This window comes from Sphingomonas alpina (genome assembly GCF_014490665.1).
GTDB classification, from domain to species: domain Bacteria; phylum Pseudomonadota; class Alphaproteobacteria; order Sphingomonadales; family Sphingomonadaceae; genus Sphingomonas; species Sphingomonas alpina.
The window spans coordinates 3,864,059-3,883,306 of the sequence record NZ_CP061038.1 but is presented as its reverse complement, the minus strand read 5'-3'; the positions used below and the strand labels follow the sequence as shown (position 1 = coordinate 3,883,306).

Annotated in this window: 14 protein-coding genes; 3 read left to right on the top strand and 11 right to left on the bottom strand. The window is 61.9% G+C overall.

Annotated elements, in window-relative coordinates:
* Positions 1-124 precede the first annotated feature (124 nt).
* The 5 genes from tdh to H3Z74_RS18025 form a co-directional block, all read right to left on the bottom strand.
* Entirely contained in the window at positions 125-1,210 is a 1,086-nt protein-coding gene (gene tdh, locus H3Z74_RS18045) for an L-threonine 3-dehydrogenase (RefSeq protein ID WP_229726653.1), read from the bottom strand.
* Complete coding sequence (locus H3Z74_RS18040; RefSeq protein ID WP_187760956.1) at positions 1,207-2,406, bottom strand: glycine C-acetyltransferase; 1,200 nt, start codon at positions 2,404-2,406, stop codon at positions 1,207-1,209. Before H3Z74_RS18040 ends, tdh begins: the two co-directional genes overlap by 4 nt.
* A gap of 65 nt (positions 2,407-2,471) precedes the next feature.
* Positions 2,472-3,035: a helix-turn-helix domain-containing protein gene (locus H3Z74_RS18035; RefSeq protein ID WP_187760955.1), complete on the bottom strand. Its 564-nt coding sequence runs from the start codon at positions 3,033-3,035 to the stop codon at positions 2,472-2,474.
* A 60-nt stretch (positions 3,036-3,095) separates the two neighbouring features.
* Positions 3,096-4,112: an LLM class flavin-dependent oxidoreductase gene (locus H3Z74_RS18030; RefSeq protein ID WP_187760954.1), complete on the bottom strand. Its 1,017-nt coding sequence runs from the start codon at positions 4,110-4,112 to the stop codon at positions 3,096-3,098.
* Between the two features lie 196 nt (positions 4,113-4,308).
* A complete protein-coding gene (locus H3Z74_RS18025; RefSeq protein ID WP_187760953.1) occupies positions 4,309-4,704 on the bottom strand; it encodes a nuclear transport factor 2 family protein in 396 nt (131 codons plus the stop codon).
* 174 nt (positions 4,705-4,878) lie between these two features.
* Between H3Z74_RS18025 and H3Z74_RS18020 the strand changes: the two genes are divergently transcribed.
* Positions 4,879-5,817 (top strand): TraB/GumN family protein, encoded by a 939-nt coding sequence (locus H3Z74_RS18020; protein ID WP_229726652.1) that lies wholly within the window; start codon positions 4,879-4,881, stop codon positions 5,815-5,817.
* 331 nt (positions 5,818-6,148) lie between these two features.
* On the opposite strand, the gene drt3b is transcribed toward H3Z74_RS18020, so the two are convergent.
* The 6 genes from drt3b to H3Z74_RS17990 all read right to left on the bottom strand — a co-directional run bounded on the left by drt3b (position 6,149) and on the right by H3Z74_RS17990 (position 15,936).
* Entirely contained in the window at positions 6,149-8,047 is a 1,899-nt protein-coding gene (gene drt3b, locus H3Z74_RS18015; protein WP_187760952.1) for an antiviral reverse transcriptase Drt3b, read from the bottom strand.
* A 28-nt stretch (positions 8,048-8,075) separates the two neighbouring features.
* Positions 8,076-9,443: an antiviral reverse transcriptase Drt3a gene (drt3a, locus tag H3Z74_RS18010; RefSeq protein WP_187760951.1), complete on the bottom strand. Its 1,368-nt coding sequence runs from the start codon at positions 9,441-9,443 to the stop codon at positions 8,076-8,078.
* A 663-nt stretch (positions 9,444-10,106) separates the two neighbouring features.
* On the bottom strand, positions 10,107-11,561 hold the full coding sequence (locus tag H3Z74_RS18005; RefSeq protein WP_187760950.1) for an MFS transporter: 1,455 nt from the start codon (positions 11,559-11,561) through the stop codon (positions 10,107-10,109).
* Positions 11,562-11,584: 23 nt separating this feature from the next.
* The gene (locus H3Z74_RS18000) at positions 11,585-14,110 is read right to left on the bottom strand and encodes an alpha-L-rhamnosidase-related protein (RefSeq protein ID WP_187760949.1); all 2,526 of its coding nucleotides are present in this window, start codon (positions 14,108-14,110) and stop codon (positions 11,585-11,587) included.
* Between the two features lie 300 nt (positions 14,111-14,410).
* Positions 14,411-14,836: a hypothetical protein gene (locus H3Z74_RS17995; RefSeq protein ID WP_187760948.1), complete on the bottom strand. Its 426-nt coding sequence runs from the start codon at positions 14,834-14,836 to the stop codon at positions 14,411-14,413.
* Between the two features lie 131 nt (positions 14,837-14,967).
* Positions 14,968-15,936 (bottom strand): DUF3089 domain-containing protein, encoded by a 969-nt coding sequence (locus H3Z74_RS17990; RefSeq protein WP_187760947.1) that lies wholly within the window; start codon positions 15,934-15,936, stop codon positions 14,968-14,970.
* A 515-nt stretch (positions 15,937-16,451) separates the two neighbouring features.
* Here H3Z74_RS17990 and H3Z74_RS17985 point away from each other — a divergent pair.
* The gene (locus tag H3Z74_RS17985) at positions 16,452-17,186 is read left to right on the top strand and encodes a helix-turn-helix domain-containing protein (protein WP_187760946.1); all 735 of its coding nucleotides are present in this window, start codon (positions 16,452-16,454) and stop codon (positions 17,184-17,186) included.
* A 90-nt stretch (positions 17,187-17,276) separates the two neighbouring features.
* Positions 17,277-19,247, top strand: coding sequence for a serine hydrolase domain-containing protein (locus H3Z74_RS17980; RefSeq protein WP_187760945.1), 1,971 nt, complete (start codon positions 17,277-17,279; stop codon positions 19,245-19,247).
* Position 19,248: the final 1 nt, after the last annotated feature.

Genomic DNA, 19,248 nt, shown 5'->3' with positions numbered 1-19,248 from the left:
CTCAGGCCTTACGATGTGGCGCTGTACTTATACGGAGGCGAGCCGGCGGCGCTTGATAAACGCCGCCGATTTCAACCCCTTGCGTAGCGCCAGTTCGGGCGTGCCGCCAATGTCAGCGATGCGGTCAGCCGCTCGCATGGCTCCAGTCGAGCACGACCTTCCCCGACAGGCCCTTGCGCATCAGGTCGAATCCCGCAGCAAAGTCATCGACCGCCAGGCGATGCGTGATCAGTGGCTCAAGGTCGAGGCCGCCTCGGATCAGGCCGAACATCTTGCGCCAGGTTTCGAACATCTCGCGTCCGTAAACGCCGCGCACCGTGACCGCTTTCAGGATGATGTCCGACCAGCTGACCTGCATGTCGCGGCTGGGCAGCCCAAGCATGGCGATATTGCCGCCCATCGCCACATGGGCGACGGCCTGCCGGATCGCGCTTTCGACGCCCGACATTTCCAGCACGACACCAAATCCCTCCGGCACGCCCTGTTCATGCATCACATCGCGCAAATCCTCGCGTCCGACATTGACCGGCCGGACGTCGGCCAGCCGCGTCGCCAGGTCGAGGCGATAATCGTTGACGTCGGTCAGCACCACGGATCGCGCGCCCGCCCGGCGGGCGACTGCGGCGGCCATGATCCCGATCGGTCCGGCGCCGGTGACGAGCACATCTTCGCCGAGCAGGTCGAATTGCTGCGCAGTATGCACCGCATTGCCGAACGGATCGAGGATCGCGCCGACATCGAGCGAGACATCCTCCGGCAACGGTACGACATTGAACGCCGGCAGGCTGAGATATTCGGCAAAGGCGCCCTGGCGGTTCACGCCGATGCCCTGAGTGCCGGGATCGAGATGGAACTTGCCCGCGCGCGACGCGGCGCAATTGATGTCGATGATGTGACCTTCGCCGGAGACGCGCTGGCCGATGCGCAGATCGCGCGTGACCGCCGCGCCGATCTCGACGATCTCGCCGGAAAATTCATGGCCGAAGATCATCGGCACCGGCACGGTGCGCGCCGCCCATTCGTCCCAGGCATGGATATGGACGTCGGTGCCGCAGATCGCGGTCCGCGCGATCTTGATCAGCACATCGTCGGGACCGGGCGCCGGGATCGGCGCGCGCGTTGCCCACACGCCTTCCTTCGCCTCCAGTTTGGCGAGACCTCTCATCGTCTTCACGGTCGTTTCAGGGCGAGCGAGAACGGCGGTGTTCATTGAATGATCTCCAGCTTGCGGCCCGCCTGGGCAAAGGCATTGACGGCGTGATCGATCTGATCGTCGGTGAAATGGGCCGACATCTGCGTGCGGATGCGCGCCAGGCCGCGCGGCACGACCGGGAAGGAAAAGGCGGTGACATAGATGCCCAGCGCCAGCAGCTCCTCCGCCATGCGCTTGGCCTTGGGCGCGTCGTACAGCATGACCGGCACGATCGGGTGTTCGCCGGGCAGCAAGTCGAAACCCAGCGCGGCAAGCCCCGCACGGAAGCGATGCGTGTTGCGCTCGAGCCGTTCGCGCAGCGCATCGCCCTCGGTCCCGCGCGCAATCTCGATCGCGGCCAGCGCCGCGCCGCAAATCCCCGGCGCCAGCGCATTGGAGAAGAGATAGGGGCGCGCGCGCTGCCGCAACAGGTCGATCACCGGGCGGCGTGCGGCGACGAATCCGCCCATCGATCCGCTCAGCGCCTTGCCGAACGTGCCGGTGAGAATGTCGATCCGCCCTTCGACACCGCGATAGGCCAGGCTACCCCGCCCACCCGGTCCCAGCAGCCCGGTGGCGTGACAGTCATCGACCAAAGTGAGGGCGCCATGCTGTTCGGCCAGGTCGGCGATCGCACCAAGGTCGGCGATCGTTCCGTCCATCGAAAAGACTCCATCCGTGGCGATCAGGATCGTACGGGCACCCTCCGCCCTGGCCTGCGCCAGCACGCGATCGAGATCCGCCATGTCGTTGTTTGCAAAGCGATAGCGCCGCGCTTTGGACAGGCGGATGCCGTCGATCAGCGAGGCATGATTGAGGCTGTCGGAGACGATCGCGTCTTCCGCGCCGAGCAGCGGCTCGAACACCGCGCCATTGGCGTCGAACGCGGCGGCGAACAGGATCGAATCCTCAAATCCCAGATAGTCGGCGGTCGTCGCTTCCAGCGTCTTGTGGATCTCCTGCGTGCCGCAGATGAACCGGACCGAGGCGAGGCCGGCACCCCAGCGATTGGTTGCCTCCACCGACGCCGTGACCACCCGGGGATCGGCCGCCAGCCCGAGATAATTATTGGCGCAGAGATTGAGGACATGCTGGCCCCGCACCGAGACCATGGCCTGTTGCGGGCCCGCCAGCACGCGTTCCGCTTTCAGCAGCCCGTCGGCTTCGATGCCCCGCAGCGAGTCGCTGATGCGGTCGTAGAATGGCTGATCCATGCTGAGCTCCTTTGAACACAGCATAAATGCAATATAACGGACACGGAGTCCAGTATATAAGAATTCTACCCAATCACGACAAGCAACGCGCGCGCCGGATCCGGTCCCATATTGCTGATTTCATGCGATATATCGGCAGGATAGCGCGCCGTGGCGCCGATTCCGACGATTTGCTCGGCGCCTTCAAGGGTCACGCGCAACTCGCCGTCCAGCACGGTGAGGTGCTCGCGCGTGCCATGCGCATGCGGCGCCGATGTCAGCTTGCCGCCGACGGCAAATCGTATCTCATACCATTCGAGACTGTCCGCCCGGTCTGCCGGGCTCAGGATTCTCAGGACACAGGCTCCGTCTTCGGTCCGGATCTCGGGGGTAAATGAGGGTGAGGCCACTTCGATGTGCGGGCGCCGCTCCGGCCGCGCGCCGCCCATCAGCTCCGATACATCGATCTTCAGCGCCTGGGCCAGCGCCCATACGGTCGCCACCGTCGGGTTGGTCTGGCCACGCTCGATCTGCGACAGCATCGACCGCGACACGCCCGACGCATGCGCCAGCACGTCGAGCGTCATGCCGGCCTTTTTGCGGCTGTGCTGAAGCGCCGGGCCAATTTGCGGAGAACCAAAATCTGACATTGCCGATACGTCACCGTCAAACGCGGCAAGGTCAAGCGTCCCGCGCTGTTCCCGTTTCGGTCAGCGCCAGCCGAGCGCCGGTGCCACATGAGTCAATATGGCATCGATCACATGCGCGTTATAGTCGACCCCGAGCTGGTTCGGGACGGTGAGCAGCAGCGTATCCGCTTCCGCGATCGCTTCATCCGCCCTCAGCTCCTCGATCAGGCGGTCGGGCTCGGCGGCGTAGGACCGGCCGAACACGGCGCGCATCTGGTCGATGATGCCGACCTGATCGCTGCTGTCGCCGCGCCCGAAATAGGCGCGGTCGCGATCGTCCATCAGGGCAAAGATCGAGCGCGAGACCGATACGCGCGGCTGGCGCGCATGGCCGGCTTCCTTCCACGCCGCGCGATAGGCCCGGATCTGCTTGGCCTGCTGAACGTGGAACGGCTCACCCGTCTCGTCCGCCTTGAGCGTCGAGCTTTGCAGGTTCATGCCCATCTGCGCCGCCCATATCGCGGTGGCGTTCGACGCCGAGCCCCACCAGATGCGGTCGCGAAACCCCGCCGAATGCGGCTCGAGCCGCAGCAATCCGGGCGGGTTGGGGAACATCGGATTCGGATTGGGCTGCGCAAAACCGTCCCCTTTGAGCAGGTCGAGGAACACTTCCGCATGGCGGCGTCCCATATCCGCCTCGCTCTCGCCTTCGGCCGGCGCGAAGCCGAAGTGCCGCCAGCCATCGATCACTTGCTCGGGCGAGCCGCGGCTGATCCCCAATTGCAGCCGCCCGCCGCTGATCAGATCGGCCGAACTCGCATCCTCGATCATGTAGAAGGGATTCTCGTAGCGCATGTCGATCACGCCGGTGCCGATCTCGATGCGCTTCGTCTTCGCGCCCACGGCCGCCAGCAACGGGAAAGGCGATGCGAGTTGCTGCGCGAAGTGATGGACGCGGAAATAGGCCCCGTCCGCGCCAAGCTCCTCGGCTGCGACGGCAAGGTCGATCGATTGCAGGAGCACGTCGCTCGCGGAACGCGTCGCCGACTGGGGCGATGCGGACCAGTGCCCGAACGAGAGAAAGCCGATTTTCTTCATGAAAACTTCCCGGATGATGTCATCAGGGAACTGAGGGTCGGTTGCGCCGATCGCAACCCGCTAATCGGAATTGCTTGGTTTCGATTATTGGCTGTTCCCTGCCGGCGCCGAGCATCTGCCTTGCCCGGTAAGGCTAGCCAGCGATGTCGCGGCGAGCCAGGGCCGCACCGAGGGCAGGATGCGGCATCGTTTCCCTTCAGGAGGATGGGATTTCGCCGATGGGTTCGACAAGGTGCGCACGGGAGGGGCCGGGGTCAAACCGATCGGAGAAATATTGCGTCTCCCTGGCGACCAGCCCGTCGCGGAACTCCATGATGCTCACCACGAAAGATGGTGCGCCGTCATAGGTGAGGATGAATTCGGTGATCCACAGGTCGCCGCCGCCAATGATGCGCCGGATCGTAAAGCGCTTCGCGTTCGGCTGAACGCGCCGGCTCTCCTCGATCCTTTCGCGGCTGCGGAGCCTTTCGCCCGACTGCGGATACTCGAGCACGGCATCCGCATGATAGATTTCATGCTCGGCGGTGAAATCGTCGGCGTCCGCGGCACGCCAATGGCGATCCAGCGCGGCCCGTATGGCTCCATCGTTCATTGTGCCCTCCCGCGACATGCTTCCGGCATTCTACGCTGTCCCCAGGGCGGGGCGCCATCGCCGATCAGGATGCCGATCCTGGAAAAGCGCTTTCCGAATCCTGCTCCGGCCTTTTAGGGCGTCGGAGGCGTGCTGCGCATGAGCGGGAGTGATCGGATGAAGACCATAGGCCTTATGGCCCTCCTGCTGGCCGCCGGGACGGCGGTCGTCATGGCGCCGCACCCGGCCTTGGCGCAGCAGGCGACGGCGCCGGCCGATGTCAGTGACGATATCGTGGTGACGGCGCGCCGCTCGGGTGCGCCGATGTGGACGATCGACACATCTGCCGGGGTCGTTATCCTTGTCGGTGAGATCGCTGAAGTCCCAAAGGCGACGCCGTGGCAGCCGGAGCGGCTGGAAGCCGCGACCGGGCGGGCGCAGCGTATCATCCTCGGTACCAAGGCGAAGATATCGCCCGGCGATATCTTCCGGCTCATTTTCAAGGGCGGCCGGCTCACCAAGCTTCCCAAGGGGCGCGTCGCGGCGGACTATCTCAACCCGCAGCAATTGCGCAGGCTGCAGGCGCTCGAGCGCCGCTTCGATCAGGATTACTCGCGGCAGAATTTCCTGATGGCGGCATTCGACCTGCTGTCGAAGCGCCTCGCATTCAATCGCGATACGGCCGATGACGCCTCCGATATCGTCCGCAAGGCTGCCCGTCATGCGAAGATACCCGCCCAGCCGGTCGGCGAAGTGCGTGGCGAGGACATGCTCGACAATCTCTTCGGCGCGGCCGCCGAGACCCATATCCCCTGTCTCGAGGCCGCGATGACCGCGACGGAGGCGGGAGCCGGGATCGTGACCGAGCGCGGCCGGGCCTGGACCAGGCTCGACGTGCCGGCGGTGATGGCCAATCCGCTTGAGGAAGCGCTCGGACGCTGCTGGCCCTGGACCAACGACGGCTTCGGTCACGCCCTGCGCCAGCAATGGGTCGACGCCATCCGCGACGCCACGGTGAAACCCGGCGTCACGCTCGCGGTCGTGCCGCTCAGGGTCCTTGCCGAACGCGATGGGGTACTCGACCAGCTCGAAAAGCGCGGTCTTGAGATCAACGGACCGGCATGGCGGGAATGACAGATATTTCGTGGGCTCGCCATCACGCTGCTGGATGCCGAGACGGAGGCGAGCGTTGCCTATCTGATGGAGTTGTTCGGGCATGTTAATGCCGAGCGGGAGCGTGTGGTCGGGTAGGTTGGGGGCTTGTGGGCGACGTTGCTGCAGGGTGTCCGGGAGAGGTGGGAAGTGGTTGTTCTGAGTGCCCAGGCCGATTGGTGGAAGCGCCGGCATTCTCGCGACGTGTGTGCCTTGCGGCCCGCACGGGGGAACCACGGTATCCTAGGACACCAATCTCGCGCGCGTTATCATCAGCTAAACCGATGCAGGCGAGAATACCGGACCCCGCCAGCTAACCCCAAGAATATACCGGTCGCAACTCTTTTTTCGCCAGCAGGTGATAGACGCTTAGGCCCGACCAATCCACGAAACCTGCCCAGTTCTCAAGTTCCTGCGTCGCGGCTTGGCCAAAAACCTCAGCACCAAAAATCCTGTTGAGGACATCGCGCTTCGTTTGGGGAGTCAGATCGGGCGACGATATCCAATCGTTCAGAAGCAAAAAGTCTTCGGTATCCCGTAAAAAATCAACGTCGGGGCTTGTTATCCTCGTCTCGACGAGAGCGTTCAGCGCGGCCAAATCAGGGGCGAACCGGAGCTGGTCTTTCAGATAGCAAAATTTGAGTGTGATAAACGCAAAGTAAGAGATCGATCCGTTCTGATAAAAGGCCTTGAGAATATCTTGGATGTCACTGGAGCGAAGGAATTCGGCACCAACAAACAGCGATCCCACTATCAGTAGATTAAAGACTTCTACCGAGTCCTTGTAGCCGAACTTTTCTCCTTCCCGAGCTTGAAACGAACGTAGGATCGCTAAGCACTGGTCCATTATGATATGCGAGATCAAATCTTGCTGCTCTTCCGAAAAGAGTTGCGCACCTTCTCGGAGTGAAAGACAGAATTGAGCTATTGAATAGGTGGACCGAACGCGGACATCGATCGCACAGACGTAAAAGGCCTGTTCCAAAATCGTGACGACGACATCACCGATCAGTGGGTGCATTCCGTCTGGAAGCTCGCCCTTCATGGAATGCATGGCGACGCGGCTTAGTCTTTTCAGGCGAGACATGACCCAGCCACTGATGTTAGCAAAGGCGATCTCGTACTTGGAAACGACGAGGCGGATTTCGGCCATCAACGCCTTGAGGTGCCGGTGATGCCGACGCGCCTCTGCGGGTTCCTCTGCCTTACGCAAGTCGTGCAAAGTTGTCCGAATGTTGCGCAGCAACGACCCAACTTCCTGTCGGGCGAGGGATAGCTTCGAGACGAAAGGGCGAACGAACGTATCAACCTTCTTGTCGTTTACGTAGAGTTTATAAAACTCTAGCTGCTTCCGGATTTCGTTTTCGACGATATCCAAGGTATCGGTTGTATTAGAAAACACGAAATAGTCATCTACGTAGCGATGTACGTTGTAATCAACATTGAGCCGTAGTCCCTCAGTCTTGAGGTCCTCAACAATATTATTGTCAATTCTTTGAAGAATGATCTCGGCGAAAATACGAGAAAATTCTGGGCCAACAACAATACCGTTAGTTTCGTTGTAGTTTGAGAGTTGCATCAGTTTGTCAAATTGCGCCTCGAATGTGTAAGCTGACTTGAACTCTTTCGCTACTATCTTCTCCTTGACTGCCCAATTAATCGTATGAGAGTATATATTGTAAAAACACTTAGAAACATCCAGCGTGCGATATCGTAGATATCGACCCTCAAGTCTAATAAATTCGCGCGAGCCAATGAACTTTCCTAGTAGATTATATCTTCCATATGCAAAATACGAAGGAATGTGAGAAACATCTGGCTGCTTCTCATTTACAAGAAGTTGAGCGACGCCTAGGCGTAATTTACCTTCTTCATCAACTGTTTCGCTAGATATGTAGGGCGATGCAAGACTTACTGGTCGTCGGAGGGATATGTGTCCGTTCGAGCAGTGGCTAAGAAGGCTGGAATTGTGGGCCTCATAGAATTCGGCCATTTCTTCCTGAATTCTTGGATGAATCACGCTCAGAACGGTCGTGCGATTATCATCCTTTGCAATCTCGTAATTGTAGGGGATTGTGTAGGCTTTCTTCCCCTCCCGCATTTTTTTCCAAAGCCTCTCGATTTGCGGCGGCATAGTGGCCGATAACGCTGCGTGAAGCTTATCATTCGAGAAGATGACCGGCACTTCATACGGAAGGGTATCGGTCAGCAAGCTCCGTACGCGCAGCGCCTTTGGTATCTCAGGCATTGCGCCAAATCGCTTTCAGTTTGGAGAAGCGCTGAAACGGTACCCGGACCATCCGCCGACCTTCGAAGCCTCGTTCGAACGATAACCCGTCGAGCCTTCGGCGTTGAGGAAGCGGCAGCCCACTTATGGCGACTCTGAATTTTCCGCCGTGCGTCTTCATATGTCCATGCAAGAACCTATCAACGTCTCGTAAACTTTCGGGTGCGGCAGGACAGTGAATCCCATTGATGTATTCACCACACCGCCAATAGTTATAGTATATTCCCGCATAAATATAACGGGATCTGCGAATAAAATTAACGCCTCGACGATTAATACGATAGTTACCGGTCAAAACGCGCAGACGGTCGATTAGCATATTGCCGTCGCCATCCTTCAGAAACGTTTTGAGTGATAGATATACTCGTGTTTTCATCAGCCTAGTTTTCTTATCCGCAATCGAGACCCAAATCTTGCGTGGGCGATCTCGATTGATCCGTTGCTCGGCGGTGAACCGATAGCCGAGGAAATCAAAATTGGCGGTCGAGGGGCGAAGCGGGTCTGGCGGGCTGGTAGTGTCTCCCGCGAACGCATATTCATCGGATTTAGCCTTATTAAAAGCCATACCTGGTAGCTTCTTCAGAGCAGCGTCAACGCGCTCTTTTACCTCTCCCGGATCCTTGTAAGTCAAAATGAGCATATCATCTGAGTAGCGGAAGTATCGATATACGCCTGGTATTGCACGGATCGCCTCGTCAAACGGCTGCATCGCTAGCTCAACCAGCACGGTAGTTAGCCCCACACCTCGCGGAAGACCGATAATGTTCACTCCACAGTGGTGCTCGTAAAACTCACGCAGGTAATGCCGCACGGACCGCGGAATGGCCGTGTCGTAGAGCAGCCGGTTTCTCACCGGCTCAAGCGGCACGGTCTCATAGAAAGAGGCAAGGTCGCGACGGATCACGTAGATCGGCGTCTGATCGAACATCGCCTCGATTACGCCACGTATGATACGATCGCGGCTCGTGGCTACGACGCGAAACCGACGCGAAACGTAGTTTGCGACCGCGCGAAGCACGATATTCTCTGGGTAGGCGTTATAGGCAACGCAGTCTTTGCGCTTGACCTTTGCGGTGATGAATGCGGCCATCGGGACCAGCCGCAAGGCTGCGTCGGCGGCAATCTGCGCTATGATTGCCTCGCCATCGGCTTCCAGCTCTAGGCCGAAACGTCGGCTGTCGCCTGATCGCACGAGACGCAGCAAGCGTCTTACCGAAAAAATGCTTTCGAACATTTGATCCCAGCCCCTTCCCACTGAAGTCTTTGCGTGAACCAGGGCCTGGATCAAGTAAAAGACAATCGGAATGGGCGGGATTTCCAACGCGATACGTAGCGGGAGAAGAGGCGCCTTTGCGACTGGCGCTCTCAGAGCAAGACTAGGGGCCTCGGGATTGCCCCGGAAGAAGACCTTCCCTTGCTGAGCATAGGGACCGCCTGAACGGGCGGCTGCTCTCGGGATCGCTCGCGGATTGCCTGAACAACCGAGTTGGGACGCCTAGCGGCCATCCGCACGAACGTCTGCAGATGAGGCGTCAGCCGTCAGTCCGATTTATGAGCCACGACCTAGCGTCGATCAACATCAGCGCCGGATGGCATGCTGGCCGCATCGATTCAACCCAGCCCCCGCTCATGCCAGCATAACGGCGGACGGAATGCCAGCCGGCGCTTCGTCCCGCTCTTTGACATGACTGGATAGAATTGCGCGCTTTGGACCCGCTGTTTCGGCATGAACAGCGGTCGGCTCACCCCTGTTCCGGCGCGTTCCACCCCTGTTATCCGGAACAGGGGTGAAGGGGGCTCAAGGCGCTGGAAATGGGCCGGAAATTCGCACTCCAAATCCAACATAACAGGGGTGGCGTTTTTTATTTGCAAAGAACAGCGGAAAACCGCGATTCAGGGGTGCGCGACTCGCATCGTACCCGCCCCCGGTCGACCATCGATTGGGCCCGGACCCGCACCGGCAACAATCATCCGCCTGTGACGATCAAGCCGCCGCGTCCAGGGCCAGTCGCCGGTCGTTCAGCACGGCGATGTTGCGGGCATGCGCCGCGCGGTCGATGCGGTATTGCAGGATCGTGATCACCGCCAGCAGCGAAAACAGCGCGGCGCCGGGGCCATAGACCAGGCCGAGCAGGTGCAGGCTGCGCTCCGGCACATCGCCCGCACTCAAATGACTGCCCTTCGGCAAGGCGATGAAACCGAGCAGCAGGCCCGCGACCAGCGTTCCGCCCGCCGATGCGGCTTTGTTGGCAAAGGCATTGCCCGCCGCGAACAGGCCTTCGCGCCGGGTGCCGAACAATACGTCATGCTGGTCGGCCACGTCCGGTCCCATCGCGTTCATCGCGATCCCGGCCGCGCCCATGAACATGCCCATCATCAGCGCGAACAATGTCAGGGCGGTCGCGAGCGTGGCGCCCTCGAACGGGAACAGCCCGGCCAGCCGCAGCAGCACCGGGGCGGACTGGCACGCCAGCAGCACCGAAATGCCCAGCGCCAGCACGGTGCGCTTCTCCAGCCGGGAGAGCAGCAGGCCGCCCAGCGGCGCGCCAAGGAACAGGCCGAAGAACAGCGCCATGGTAACGGCCTGGGTCTGTCCGCCGGTCAGCCCCCAGAACAGGGTATTGGCGTGGATCCCGAGCACGCTGTTGACCCCGAAACCGACGAAGAAGAGTATATTGGTCGTCAGCACGATGCGGAACGACGGGTTGCGCAGGCACTCGGCGAGTTCCCGGAAAAAAGCCGCGCCGGAATGCGCCTCGGCGGTCGGTGGATGCTCCCGTCCCCGCGTCGTCAGCGCCGTCCAGCACGCCACCAGCCCGCCGCCGATGATGATCAGCGACAGCGCGATCGCGAACGGCGTGTACTGGCCGCGCGCCATCAGGCCTTGAGGCCCGGCAAAGAACAGGCCGAAGCCGAGCAGCAGGCCGGCGATGCCGCCCGACATGAAGAAGAACCAGCGCAGCGTCATCAGTGTGGAGCGCTCGCGATAATCGTCGGTGAGCTCGGCGCCGAGCGCGGTCACCGGCAGCAGGAACAGTGATACGGACACGCGCAACGCCACCGACAGGAACGCAACCCAGGCGAACAGGCCAACGCCGGCGAGCGAGGATGGCAGCGAGAAGAGCAAGATCAGGCTGAGCGCGATCGGCAGCAGCGAGCCGAGCATGAAGGGAAGCCGCCGGCCGAGCCTGGACCGGCAATGATCCGACACCGAGCCGATGAGCGGGTCGGCGACGGCATCCACGACCAGGCCCGCTGCAATCGCCGCGCCGGCCAGGCCGGGGGCCATCCCCGCAACGCTGGTCAGATAGAAGAGCAGGAAGATGTTGAGCGGGTGCAGCGCCGTGCCGTCGACCAGACCACCGGCGGCAAAACCGAGCTTTTGCCTGAGCGGCAAGCGGTGCGCGCGCGCCGCCGCTGCATGGGCTTGGCTGGCCATGGGGTTCATCCAGTGTCTCCGCGTCATTTGGTCAGCCTGGCAAACAGCGCATGGGTAGCGCCATCACGATCGTTGAGCGACTGCAGCCTGAACCCGCGCGGTGGCCGCACGTCGAGGGGAATGGACCCCGCACGGATCACCGCGCCGAACCCCTCCGGTTGACGGCACAGCGCGACCGAAATCCCCTCCGCGCCTGCCGGCACCACGCCGTCGGCGGAATCGAGATCGAACAGATTGGGCATCACGCGTGCCCGGGCAAAGCCGGGCTCGGCCGGCGCCACGCCCAGCACATGCCGGGAAAGGAAGTGCGTCGGCGAGGCGGAGAAGCCGTGGCACAGGCTCGCCCAGGGCGTGCTCGCCTCCCATAAAGTGGAGGAGCCCGCCTCGATCATCGGCGCAAATCGCCGTCTGATATTGTCGAGTGCGGTCCCACCCCGCCCATGTCTGGCCAGCGCCTCGTTGACGAAATGGCTGTAGAAGGTGTTGGCCACGACCACCCCATGTTCTTCGTCGAGCGGGGTCCCATGGGGAACGACCGGCGGCGCGGGTGTCACGGTTTCGCGAGCCGGGTCGGTCGCCCAGTCGAAGGCGCGTGCGATCCGCTCGGGCACCGCCTCACCCCATAAGGCGAGCGCGGCGATGCCATGCTGCGATGTCCGCTTGATCTGTGTGCCGCTGAGCGGGTCGACCATATCGACCCATGCGCCGCGCCGCTGGTCCCAATGCTCGGCATCGAGCCTGGTCGAAATGGCCCGCGCGCGGCCCTGATAGATGCGGGCGACCCGCTGATCCTCCAGCGCACCGCTGATCGTGGCCGCCGCGCGGTACGCACCGGCCAGTTGTGCGTTGAGCGCCAGGGCCTGATGGTCGCGGCCGAGCCCGGCCCAGTCCATGAAGTGCCAATAGGGCATATCGACCACCAGTCCGTGCGGCCCGGCAATTCGTTCGAACCAGCCGAGCGCCTTGCGGATCGATGGCCAGATCTGCTCCAGCGTCACAAGGTCGCCGGTGAGCTGCCAGTAATCCGCCGCGCAGAGAATCCATTGCAGCGTCCAGTCCGGGATCAGGCGTGCATTATGGCCATGATCACCGGGCGCGAACATCTGGGTCAAACCATCCGGCCGCTGGCTCTCGGCCGCCTGGATCAGGTATTTGGCGGTCAACGCGGATGCCGAATTGCCGAATGCCGCGTGCGCCGCGAGGTTCTCGACCGTCACATCGCCCAGCCATTGGCGTTGTTCGCGGCTCGGGCAATCCTCCCAGGCATCGTGCATGCATTGCTTGAGCGTATAGGCGCCGGCCGCCCATAATTTGGTCAGGATCGGGTCCGAACAGGAGAAACGGCCGCGTTCCTCGACCGGGTAATGGGTTTCGATCGCGCCCAGTTGGCGGATGGTCAGGCCGGCCGGGGCGTTGCGCACGACGACATGCATGTACCGGACGGCGCACCATTCGAAGCGCCGAAAACGCTGACGCCCGGGGCGGGCGACATAGCGGCAGAGATGGGCGTCGGTGCCGATATAGGGTCTGGGCTCGATCCGCGCGTCTTCGGCGACCTCGCTTGACCATTCCCCGGGCAGTCGCTCGGCGCATGCGATCTCGATCACTTCGCCGCCCTTCGCCTCGATCTCGAAGAAGGGATGGCCTGAGAAGATGCGACCGAAATCGAGCGTGAAGGCGGTGTCGATACCGTCCGTGGTGCGGATCGCGGTCGAGGCCTCGCCATCGCCCAGAAGCTCCCCGATGTTGCGCGCCGCGTCGAGCGGCGCGGGCACAAGCGGCTCTTCATAAAGCCGCTTGTGCAACGGCAGGTCGGGCCGGGACCGCTGCCCTTTGATCCAGCGGACGCTCCGCGCGCGCGTCGCGAATTCGCGGAGCGCGGGGATGCCTCGAGGCAACAGGATGGGAAACGGACGGACGGTCATGCCCTGGTACAGCGATTCCGGGCCGCCTCCACCGGCAAGCAGGGGGCGCGCGATATCCCAGGCGGAATCGTCAAAGCCCAGCGCCGCCCAGTCGGCCGGCAGTTCATTGGCATCCAGCGCTTCGATGAATCCCAGGCTGTGATTGGCCTGCGCCACATCCTGAAGCCAGGCAGCCGATTGTGTACAGCGCCATGGCTGGCGGGTGTCGACGACCGGGCCTTCGACCCATAGCCCGCCGTCACCGAACACCGGCTGCCACAATCCGCGAACCCCTTCGTAAAAGGCGGTGTCGACGCCATAGGTATGAACCAGAACCGCGACGATATTCCGCCCCGGCCGCAGCGCGGATGCGATGTCATGGGTGTCGTAGCGCTGGGCGAGCGGGCTGCACCGCACCGGGCCTCGCCCTTGCTCTTCGCCGTTCACATACAGGATATAGCGTCCATCGACCGTGATGTTGGTCGGTGCCGTGGTCATCTCCGCCTCGAGCTCAACCGCGGTGCGGAACAGGAACCAGCGGTTCTTGCCGTCGTCCCGCGCCGGCAGGTCCCTTGAGGCAAGCAGCCAGTTCTCGGCAATCGGCTGCTGCGGCGTCCAGATGAACGGGGCGCGGAAAAGGGTCATGGGGCTGGCGTCTTTGCGGGCATCGGGACGTGCGGGGTGGCCGCCAGGCCGTGGCCAGGCTCGTCGATCAATGCCGGAACTTCAGCGTCACGCCGCGGGTCAGGGGCTCGTTCCTGAGCAATGCCGAGCTGGAAAATTTCTGCATCGAAAACGCCTCTCCCTCTTTGTTGGCGTTCCGTTACGCGCCTGCACGACCGCTTTCCTACGGGTCGCACAAACGGTCTAATAACATATTTATTGGCCGTCCAGCCAGTTTGTGTAATCGTGGAGAGGCAGCTGCAATTAAGGCCCGGCACCCGGTCAGTTCTGGGGCGGTGGCGGTGGGTTGCAGACATGGACCAGGATGGCGAAATCCTGGCCGCCATCGTCCGTGACGACCTGGCGAACCTGACTCAGCCATACAAAGCGACGCAGGGCTGCGGAGCCTTGGCTTGTGCGTTGTCCACAGGCGATCTGCCGCTCCTGATCGACGATGCGGACATCGCGAAGACTGGTTCCCGGCTCACCGATGACCTCGAGGATCTGCTTTTCCACCAGAGCGAGCGCTGCGGCATCGCCTTCTGCCCCCGGCGACGAAGGAGCGCTGAGCAATGCTTCCGGGGTGGCCGCGGTGGGCACCACGACGATTTCATCCTCGCTTGGTTGCGGCCGGTCGCCCGACCACCAGAACAACCCGAACAGGACAAGCACGGCGAATGCGGCGAGTGCCAATGCGCTTTTGATCATGCGGATATCCTGCTTCACATAAGTACCGGCTCGACGCTCCGGGCGGCATTTCCCAACGGCCATGAACCTGCCGCCGAAGACATACCGCCCGAAGAGCCGCGAAACCTGGCCGGGCGTGGTGGCAATCGGCGCTAGGGGCGCCGCGCCGCGACCAGGGAGACCATGTCCTGCATCGGAAATTGCATGTCGAGCACATGCAGCCCGACGTCGCCGATCAGTATCTGACCGATCTGGTCCAGCAAGTTCGGCGTGAGTTTGACGATGCCGTGACGGGGGTCGGTGGCCGCCATTTCCTCCCTGATCGCGAAGAAGCGCATGCGCGGATCGGTCGCAGTGACGCAAGCGCCGCTATACGCACTGCTCAGGCGGGTGAAGGACGCGGTCTGCGCGTCGCTTCGAACAAAGCCCGACGAATTTGCCGCCGGCATCAGGAGCGTCCCTTGCAGCAGCGCGCGCCCGTTCCGGCGTGCATCGGGAGAAAGTGACGGGTTATCGAGCGTGGCGGGATTGACGCACACGCGCTCCTGTCCGGCGGGAGTCGGGATACGTGTATCGGTTCCAGGGTTCGATCCCTCGACATAGCTGCCGAAGGCGATGAAACAGCCCGTTTCCCCGGGCAGGGTGCAGACCGGAACATTGTTGAAGGTACCGCCGAGCTTCTGGCCGACCGGCACATTGACGGGGATGCCGGCCAATATCCCCAAAAGGAGCTTTGCGCGCAGTTCCGGCGACGGATCGAACCGGCTCTGGATGACCTTGATCAGCAGCTCGCTTCCCTGAGAGTGACCGATCAGGACGATTTTCCGGCCCTGATTATAGTTCGCCAGATAATAATCGAAGGCAGCGAGAACATCGGATGCCGCCACCTGAATATACATTTGCCGGACAAATTCCGGCAGCACATAGGCGCCGATCGTTGCCTGGCGATATTGGGGCGCAAACACGCGGCACTCGCTACTGAACGACGCCGCTTGAGCCGCAGCTGCTGCGTCAATCGCGCTGGTGTCGGTATTATAGGGGTCGGGATTGCCCGGAATGAGATTCACGCTGGCCGTCGGGTAAACATAGAAGCAATCGACCGAGCTTGTGGTCGCCGGCACCAGCGGCGGAACCGGCACGGATGACCCGTTTGCGAGCAACTGAACGGCCTGCAAGTCGCGTGAACAGGCATCAACACGTCCAGGCAAGCATACCCATCGGCCTGCATCGGCATATTTGGCGACATTGTCCGGATTGGACGCGGGGAGTGCCTGGGCGCTGGCCGAGCCTGGCCCTGCGGTGGCGGCCAGAAAAGCGATGGCCCCGGCAACGAGCCGAGTCCAGAAGGGAGCCTTGGTTTGCCTCAACATAGAAGATCCTTTCCCGCTCTGTGCCGATCGAACTCGAGTCCGATTTCTTGTCCGGTGAGATCCATCGGTGGCTTATGAGCGCGGCGATAATGCATGATATCGCGCGCATTTCAATTACTAACTGTTTAGCCAGCAAGTTGTGAAATCGCACAAGCGAACCGAGGAGCGGCGGTTGGCTCTTGCCGGGAAGAGAGGGTGGCGATGATTTAATATATTCAATCTCAATTCAGATAGGTGATGTAGAGGCGTAAAAATGAACCTCCCGCGTGGAGACGGCGGCGATGGATCGCGAAGGAGACGGCGCTGTGATGAAGGATGACGTTTCCGTATTGGGCGACTGCTTGATGCGCCTGCGCAAGCGCCGCGGATGGTCGATCGCCGAGACGGCGCGGCGCGGGGGATTGTCCACCTCGATGCTGTGGAAGGTGGAGAACGGCCAGACCACGCTGACGCATGGCAAGCTGGCCCAGCTTGCCAAAGGGCTCGAAGTGCCGATCGGCGATCTTTTCGCGCCGCCGGAGTTGGCCGTGCGCAAGGGCGGCCGGCGTGTCGTCAATCGCGCGGGCACCGCGCCGACCATCGATTGCGGCGGCAATCTCCACCATTTCCTGGCGACCGAGATCGCAAGCAAGCATTATTTCCCATGTCTTATCGAGGTGAATGCCGAGGGAGACGGGTCGGATGCGGAGCCGCACGGCGGCGAGGAGTTCGCCTATGTGATGAGCGGCCGGGTCAGGCTCCACTGCGAAGGCTATTCGCCCGTCATCATGGAGGTGGGAGACAGCGTTTATTTCGACGCCTCGCTCGGGCACCGCTATGTCAGTGTCGATGGGCCGGCGCGGATGCTGTGCGTCTATTCGCATCCCGAACATGCCCGGCAGGACGAAGCCACTGAACACGAGAGGCATTCCCGCGCGATGCAATTACTGCGCGGCGGCCCTGATCCTGCGCTCCTGGCAGAAGATGCGACGCCGGCTCGGCGCAGTGGTGCACGATCCTGAACAGAGAAGTTTTTTAATATGTGAAAAATTCTAGTTGCATGTTCCCAATGTGTGTATTAGTGCGCTATTACACATAATGGGGAGTGGATTATGAGAAAGAGGTTGGCGCTTGCCGCCATGATCATCGCTGCGGCCACAGCCTGGCCGGCGATTTCGCAACGTCCGGTGCCGGTCACGCCCACTCTTCCGCAGCCGGCCCCCGCCGCTCCCGTCGAGCAGGCATCGACCGCACCACAGCTTACCGCGACCGATCTCGCCGCTTGGCTCGACGGCTTCGTGCCGACGACGATCAAGCAGGGGAAGATCGCCGGCGTGCAAGTGGTCGTGGTCAAGGACGGCCAGATCCTGGTCAAGAAAGGCTATGGCTTTGCTGATGTCGCGACCAAGAGGCCGATGGATCCGGATCGGACCACGGTGCGCATTGGCTCGACATCGAAACTGTTCACCTGGACCGCGGTGATGCAGCTCGTTGAACAGGGCAAGATCGACCTCAACGCCGATGTGAACCGCTATCTCGACTTCAAGATTACGCCGCGCGCCGGCCGCGCGATCACCATGAATGACCTGATGCGGCACCGCGGTGGATTCGAAGAAGGGTTGAAGGACGTCCTTGAATCGGACCCGAAGCGACTCCAGACCAACGAGACCTATCTCAAACAACATCTGCGTCCGCGCCTCTTCCCGGCCGGTGCTGTGCCTGCCTATTCCAACTACGGCACGTCGCTTGCGGGCTATATCGTTGAGCGCGTTTCGGGCGAGCCGTTCGACACCTATGTCGAACGCCATATCCTCGCGCCGTTGCACATGGCGCGCACCACATTCCGCCAGCCATTGCCCGCGCGCTTCGTCGCCGATGCGTCCAAGGGCTATATGCAGAGCAATGTGCCGCCGAATGCATTCGAGCTCGTCACCACCGCGCCGGCCGGCAGTGTCAGCGCGACCGGCGCCGACATGGCGAATTTCATGATCGCGCACCTTCAGGATGGGCGTTTCGGCGATGCGCAGATTCTGCGGCCAGAGACCGCCCGGCTGATGCACACGCCGGCGGTACCGTCGCAGCCCGGCTTGGACGACCTGGCCCATGGCTTCTTCCATGGCCATCGCAACGGTCAGTTGGTCATCGGACATGGCGGCGACACGGTGGTCTTCCACACCGACATGAACCTGTTGCCCGACAGCGGAGTCGGCATTTTCGTCAATTTCAACAGCCGCGGCGAGGATGGCGCGGTATATGGCGCACGCGACCGTCTGTTCGACCTGTTCATGGACCGCTATTTCCCGGCGGCGCAGGCCAAGGATCCGCCGGCAATCGCTTCGGCCGCCGAGCATGCGCAGGCGATCGCCGGGCGCTACGAAAGCTCCCGGCGCATCGAATCCGGTTTCCTCGGCTTGTTCTATCTGCTGCAGCAGGATGTGGTGACCGCCAATGACGACGGTACCATCAGCCTGGGCTCGATCGAGGATCGCAAGTTCCGCGAGATCGCGCCTGGCTTGTGGCGCGAGTTGGGTGGCACGCGCCAGCTTCAGGTGACGACTTTGGACGGCCGCCGCACGATCATCGACGGCAGCAATCCGACCGCGGTGATCCAGGCGGTCCCGCTCGCGCGCAATGCGCTGCTCAACCAGATCGTTGCGGGGCTCTCGCTGCTCGTGCTGCTTGCCACCCTGTTCGTCTGGCCGGTGCGTGCATGGTTGCGGCGGGCCTATAGCCTGCCGGCGGCGGCAACGGGCCGCGCGGCATTGGTGCAGACCCTGGCGCGCAGTGCTGCCGCTGCCGACATCGTCTACCTTCTCGGCTGGTACTCGACGCTTGCGCCGATCCTGCAGAACAAGCTGGACGTATATAATGGCAGCATGGACGGATGGATCCGCATGATGCAGGTCGCCGCGATCCTGCCGCTGGCCGGGGCCGCGATCGGACTGTGGAATGTGTGGCTGACGTTCCGTACCGGCCGAACCTGGGGCGCGAAGACGCGCAGCGTCCTGCTTGCCGGAGCGCTTGTGGGCATTCCCTGGTTCGCCTGGATGGGAAGCCTGATCAACTTCAATCTAAACTATTGAG

What these genes read in the sequence shown, in the direction of transcription:
- tdh (WP_229726653.1), bottom strand. Translation starts at nt 1,210, where the DNA reads ATGAACACCGCCGTTCTCGCTCGCCCTGAAACGACCGTGAAGACGATG.
- H3Z74_RS18040 (WP_187760956.1), bottom strand. Translation starts at nt 2,406, where the DNA reads ATGGATCAGCCATTCTACGACCGCATCAGCGACTCGCTGCGGGGCATC.
- H3Z74_RS18035 (WP_187760955.1), bottom strand. Translation starts at nt 3,035, where the DNA reads ATGTCAGATTTTGGTTCTCCGCAAATTGGCCCGGCGCTTCAGCACAGC.
- H3Z74_RS18030 (WP_187760954.1), bottom strand. Translation starts at nt 4,112, where the DNA reads ATGAAGAAAATCGGCTTTCTCTCGTTCGGGCACTGGTCCGCATCGCCC.
- H3Z74_RS18025 (WP_187760953.1), bottom strand. Translation starts at nt 4,704, where the DNA reads ATGAACGATGGAGCCATACGGGCCGCGCTGGATCGCCATTGGCGTGCC.
- H3Z74_RS18020 (WP_229726652.1), top strand. Translation starts at nt 4,879, where the DNA reads ATGGCCCTCCTGCTGGCCGCCGGGACGGCGGTCGTCATGGCGCCGCAC.
- H3Z74_RS18005 (WP_187760950.1), bottom strand. Translation starts at nt 11,561, where the DNA reads ATGGCCAGCCAAGCCCATGCAGCGGCGGCGCGCGCGCACCGCTTGCCG.
- H3Z74_RS18000 (WP_187760949.1), bottom strand. Translation starts at nt 14,110, where the DNA reads ATGACCCTTTTCCGCGCCCCGTTCATCTGGACGCCGCAGCAGCCGATT.
- H3Z74_RS17995 (WP_187760948.1), bottom strand. Translation starts at nt 14,836, where the DNA reads ATGATCAAAAGCGCATTGGCACTCGCCGCATTCGCCGTGCTTGTCCTG.
- H3Z74_RS17980 (WP_187760945.1), top strand. Translation starts at nt 17,277, where the DNA reads ATGAGAAAGAGGTTGGCGCTTGCCGCCATGATCATCGCTGCGGCCACA.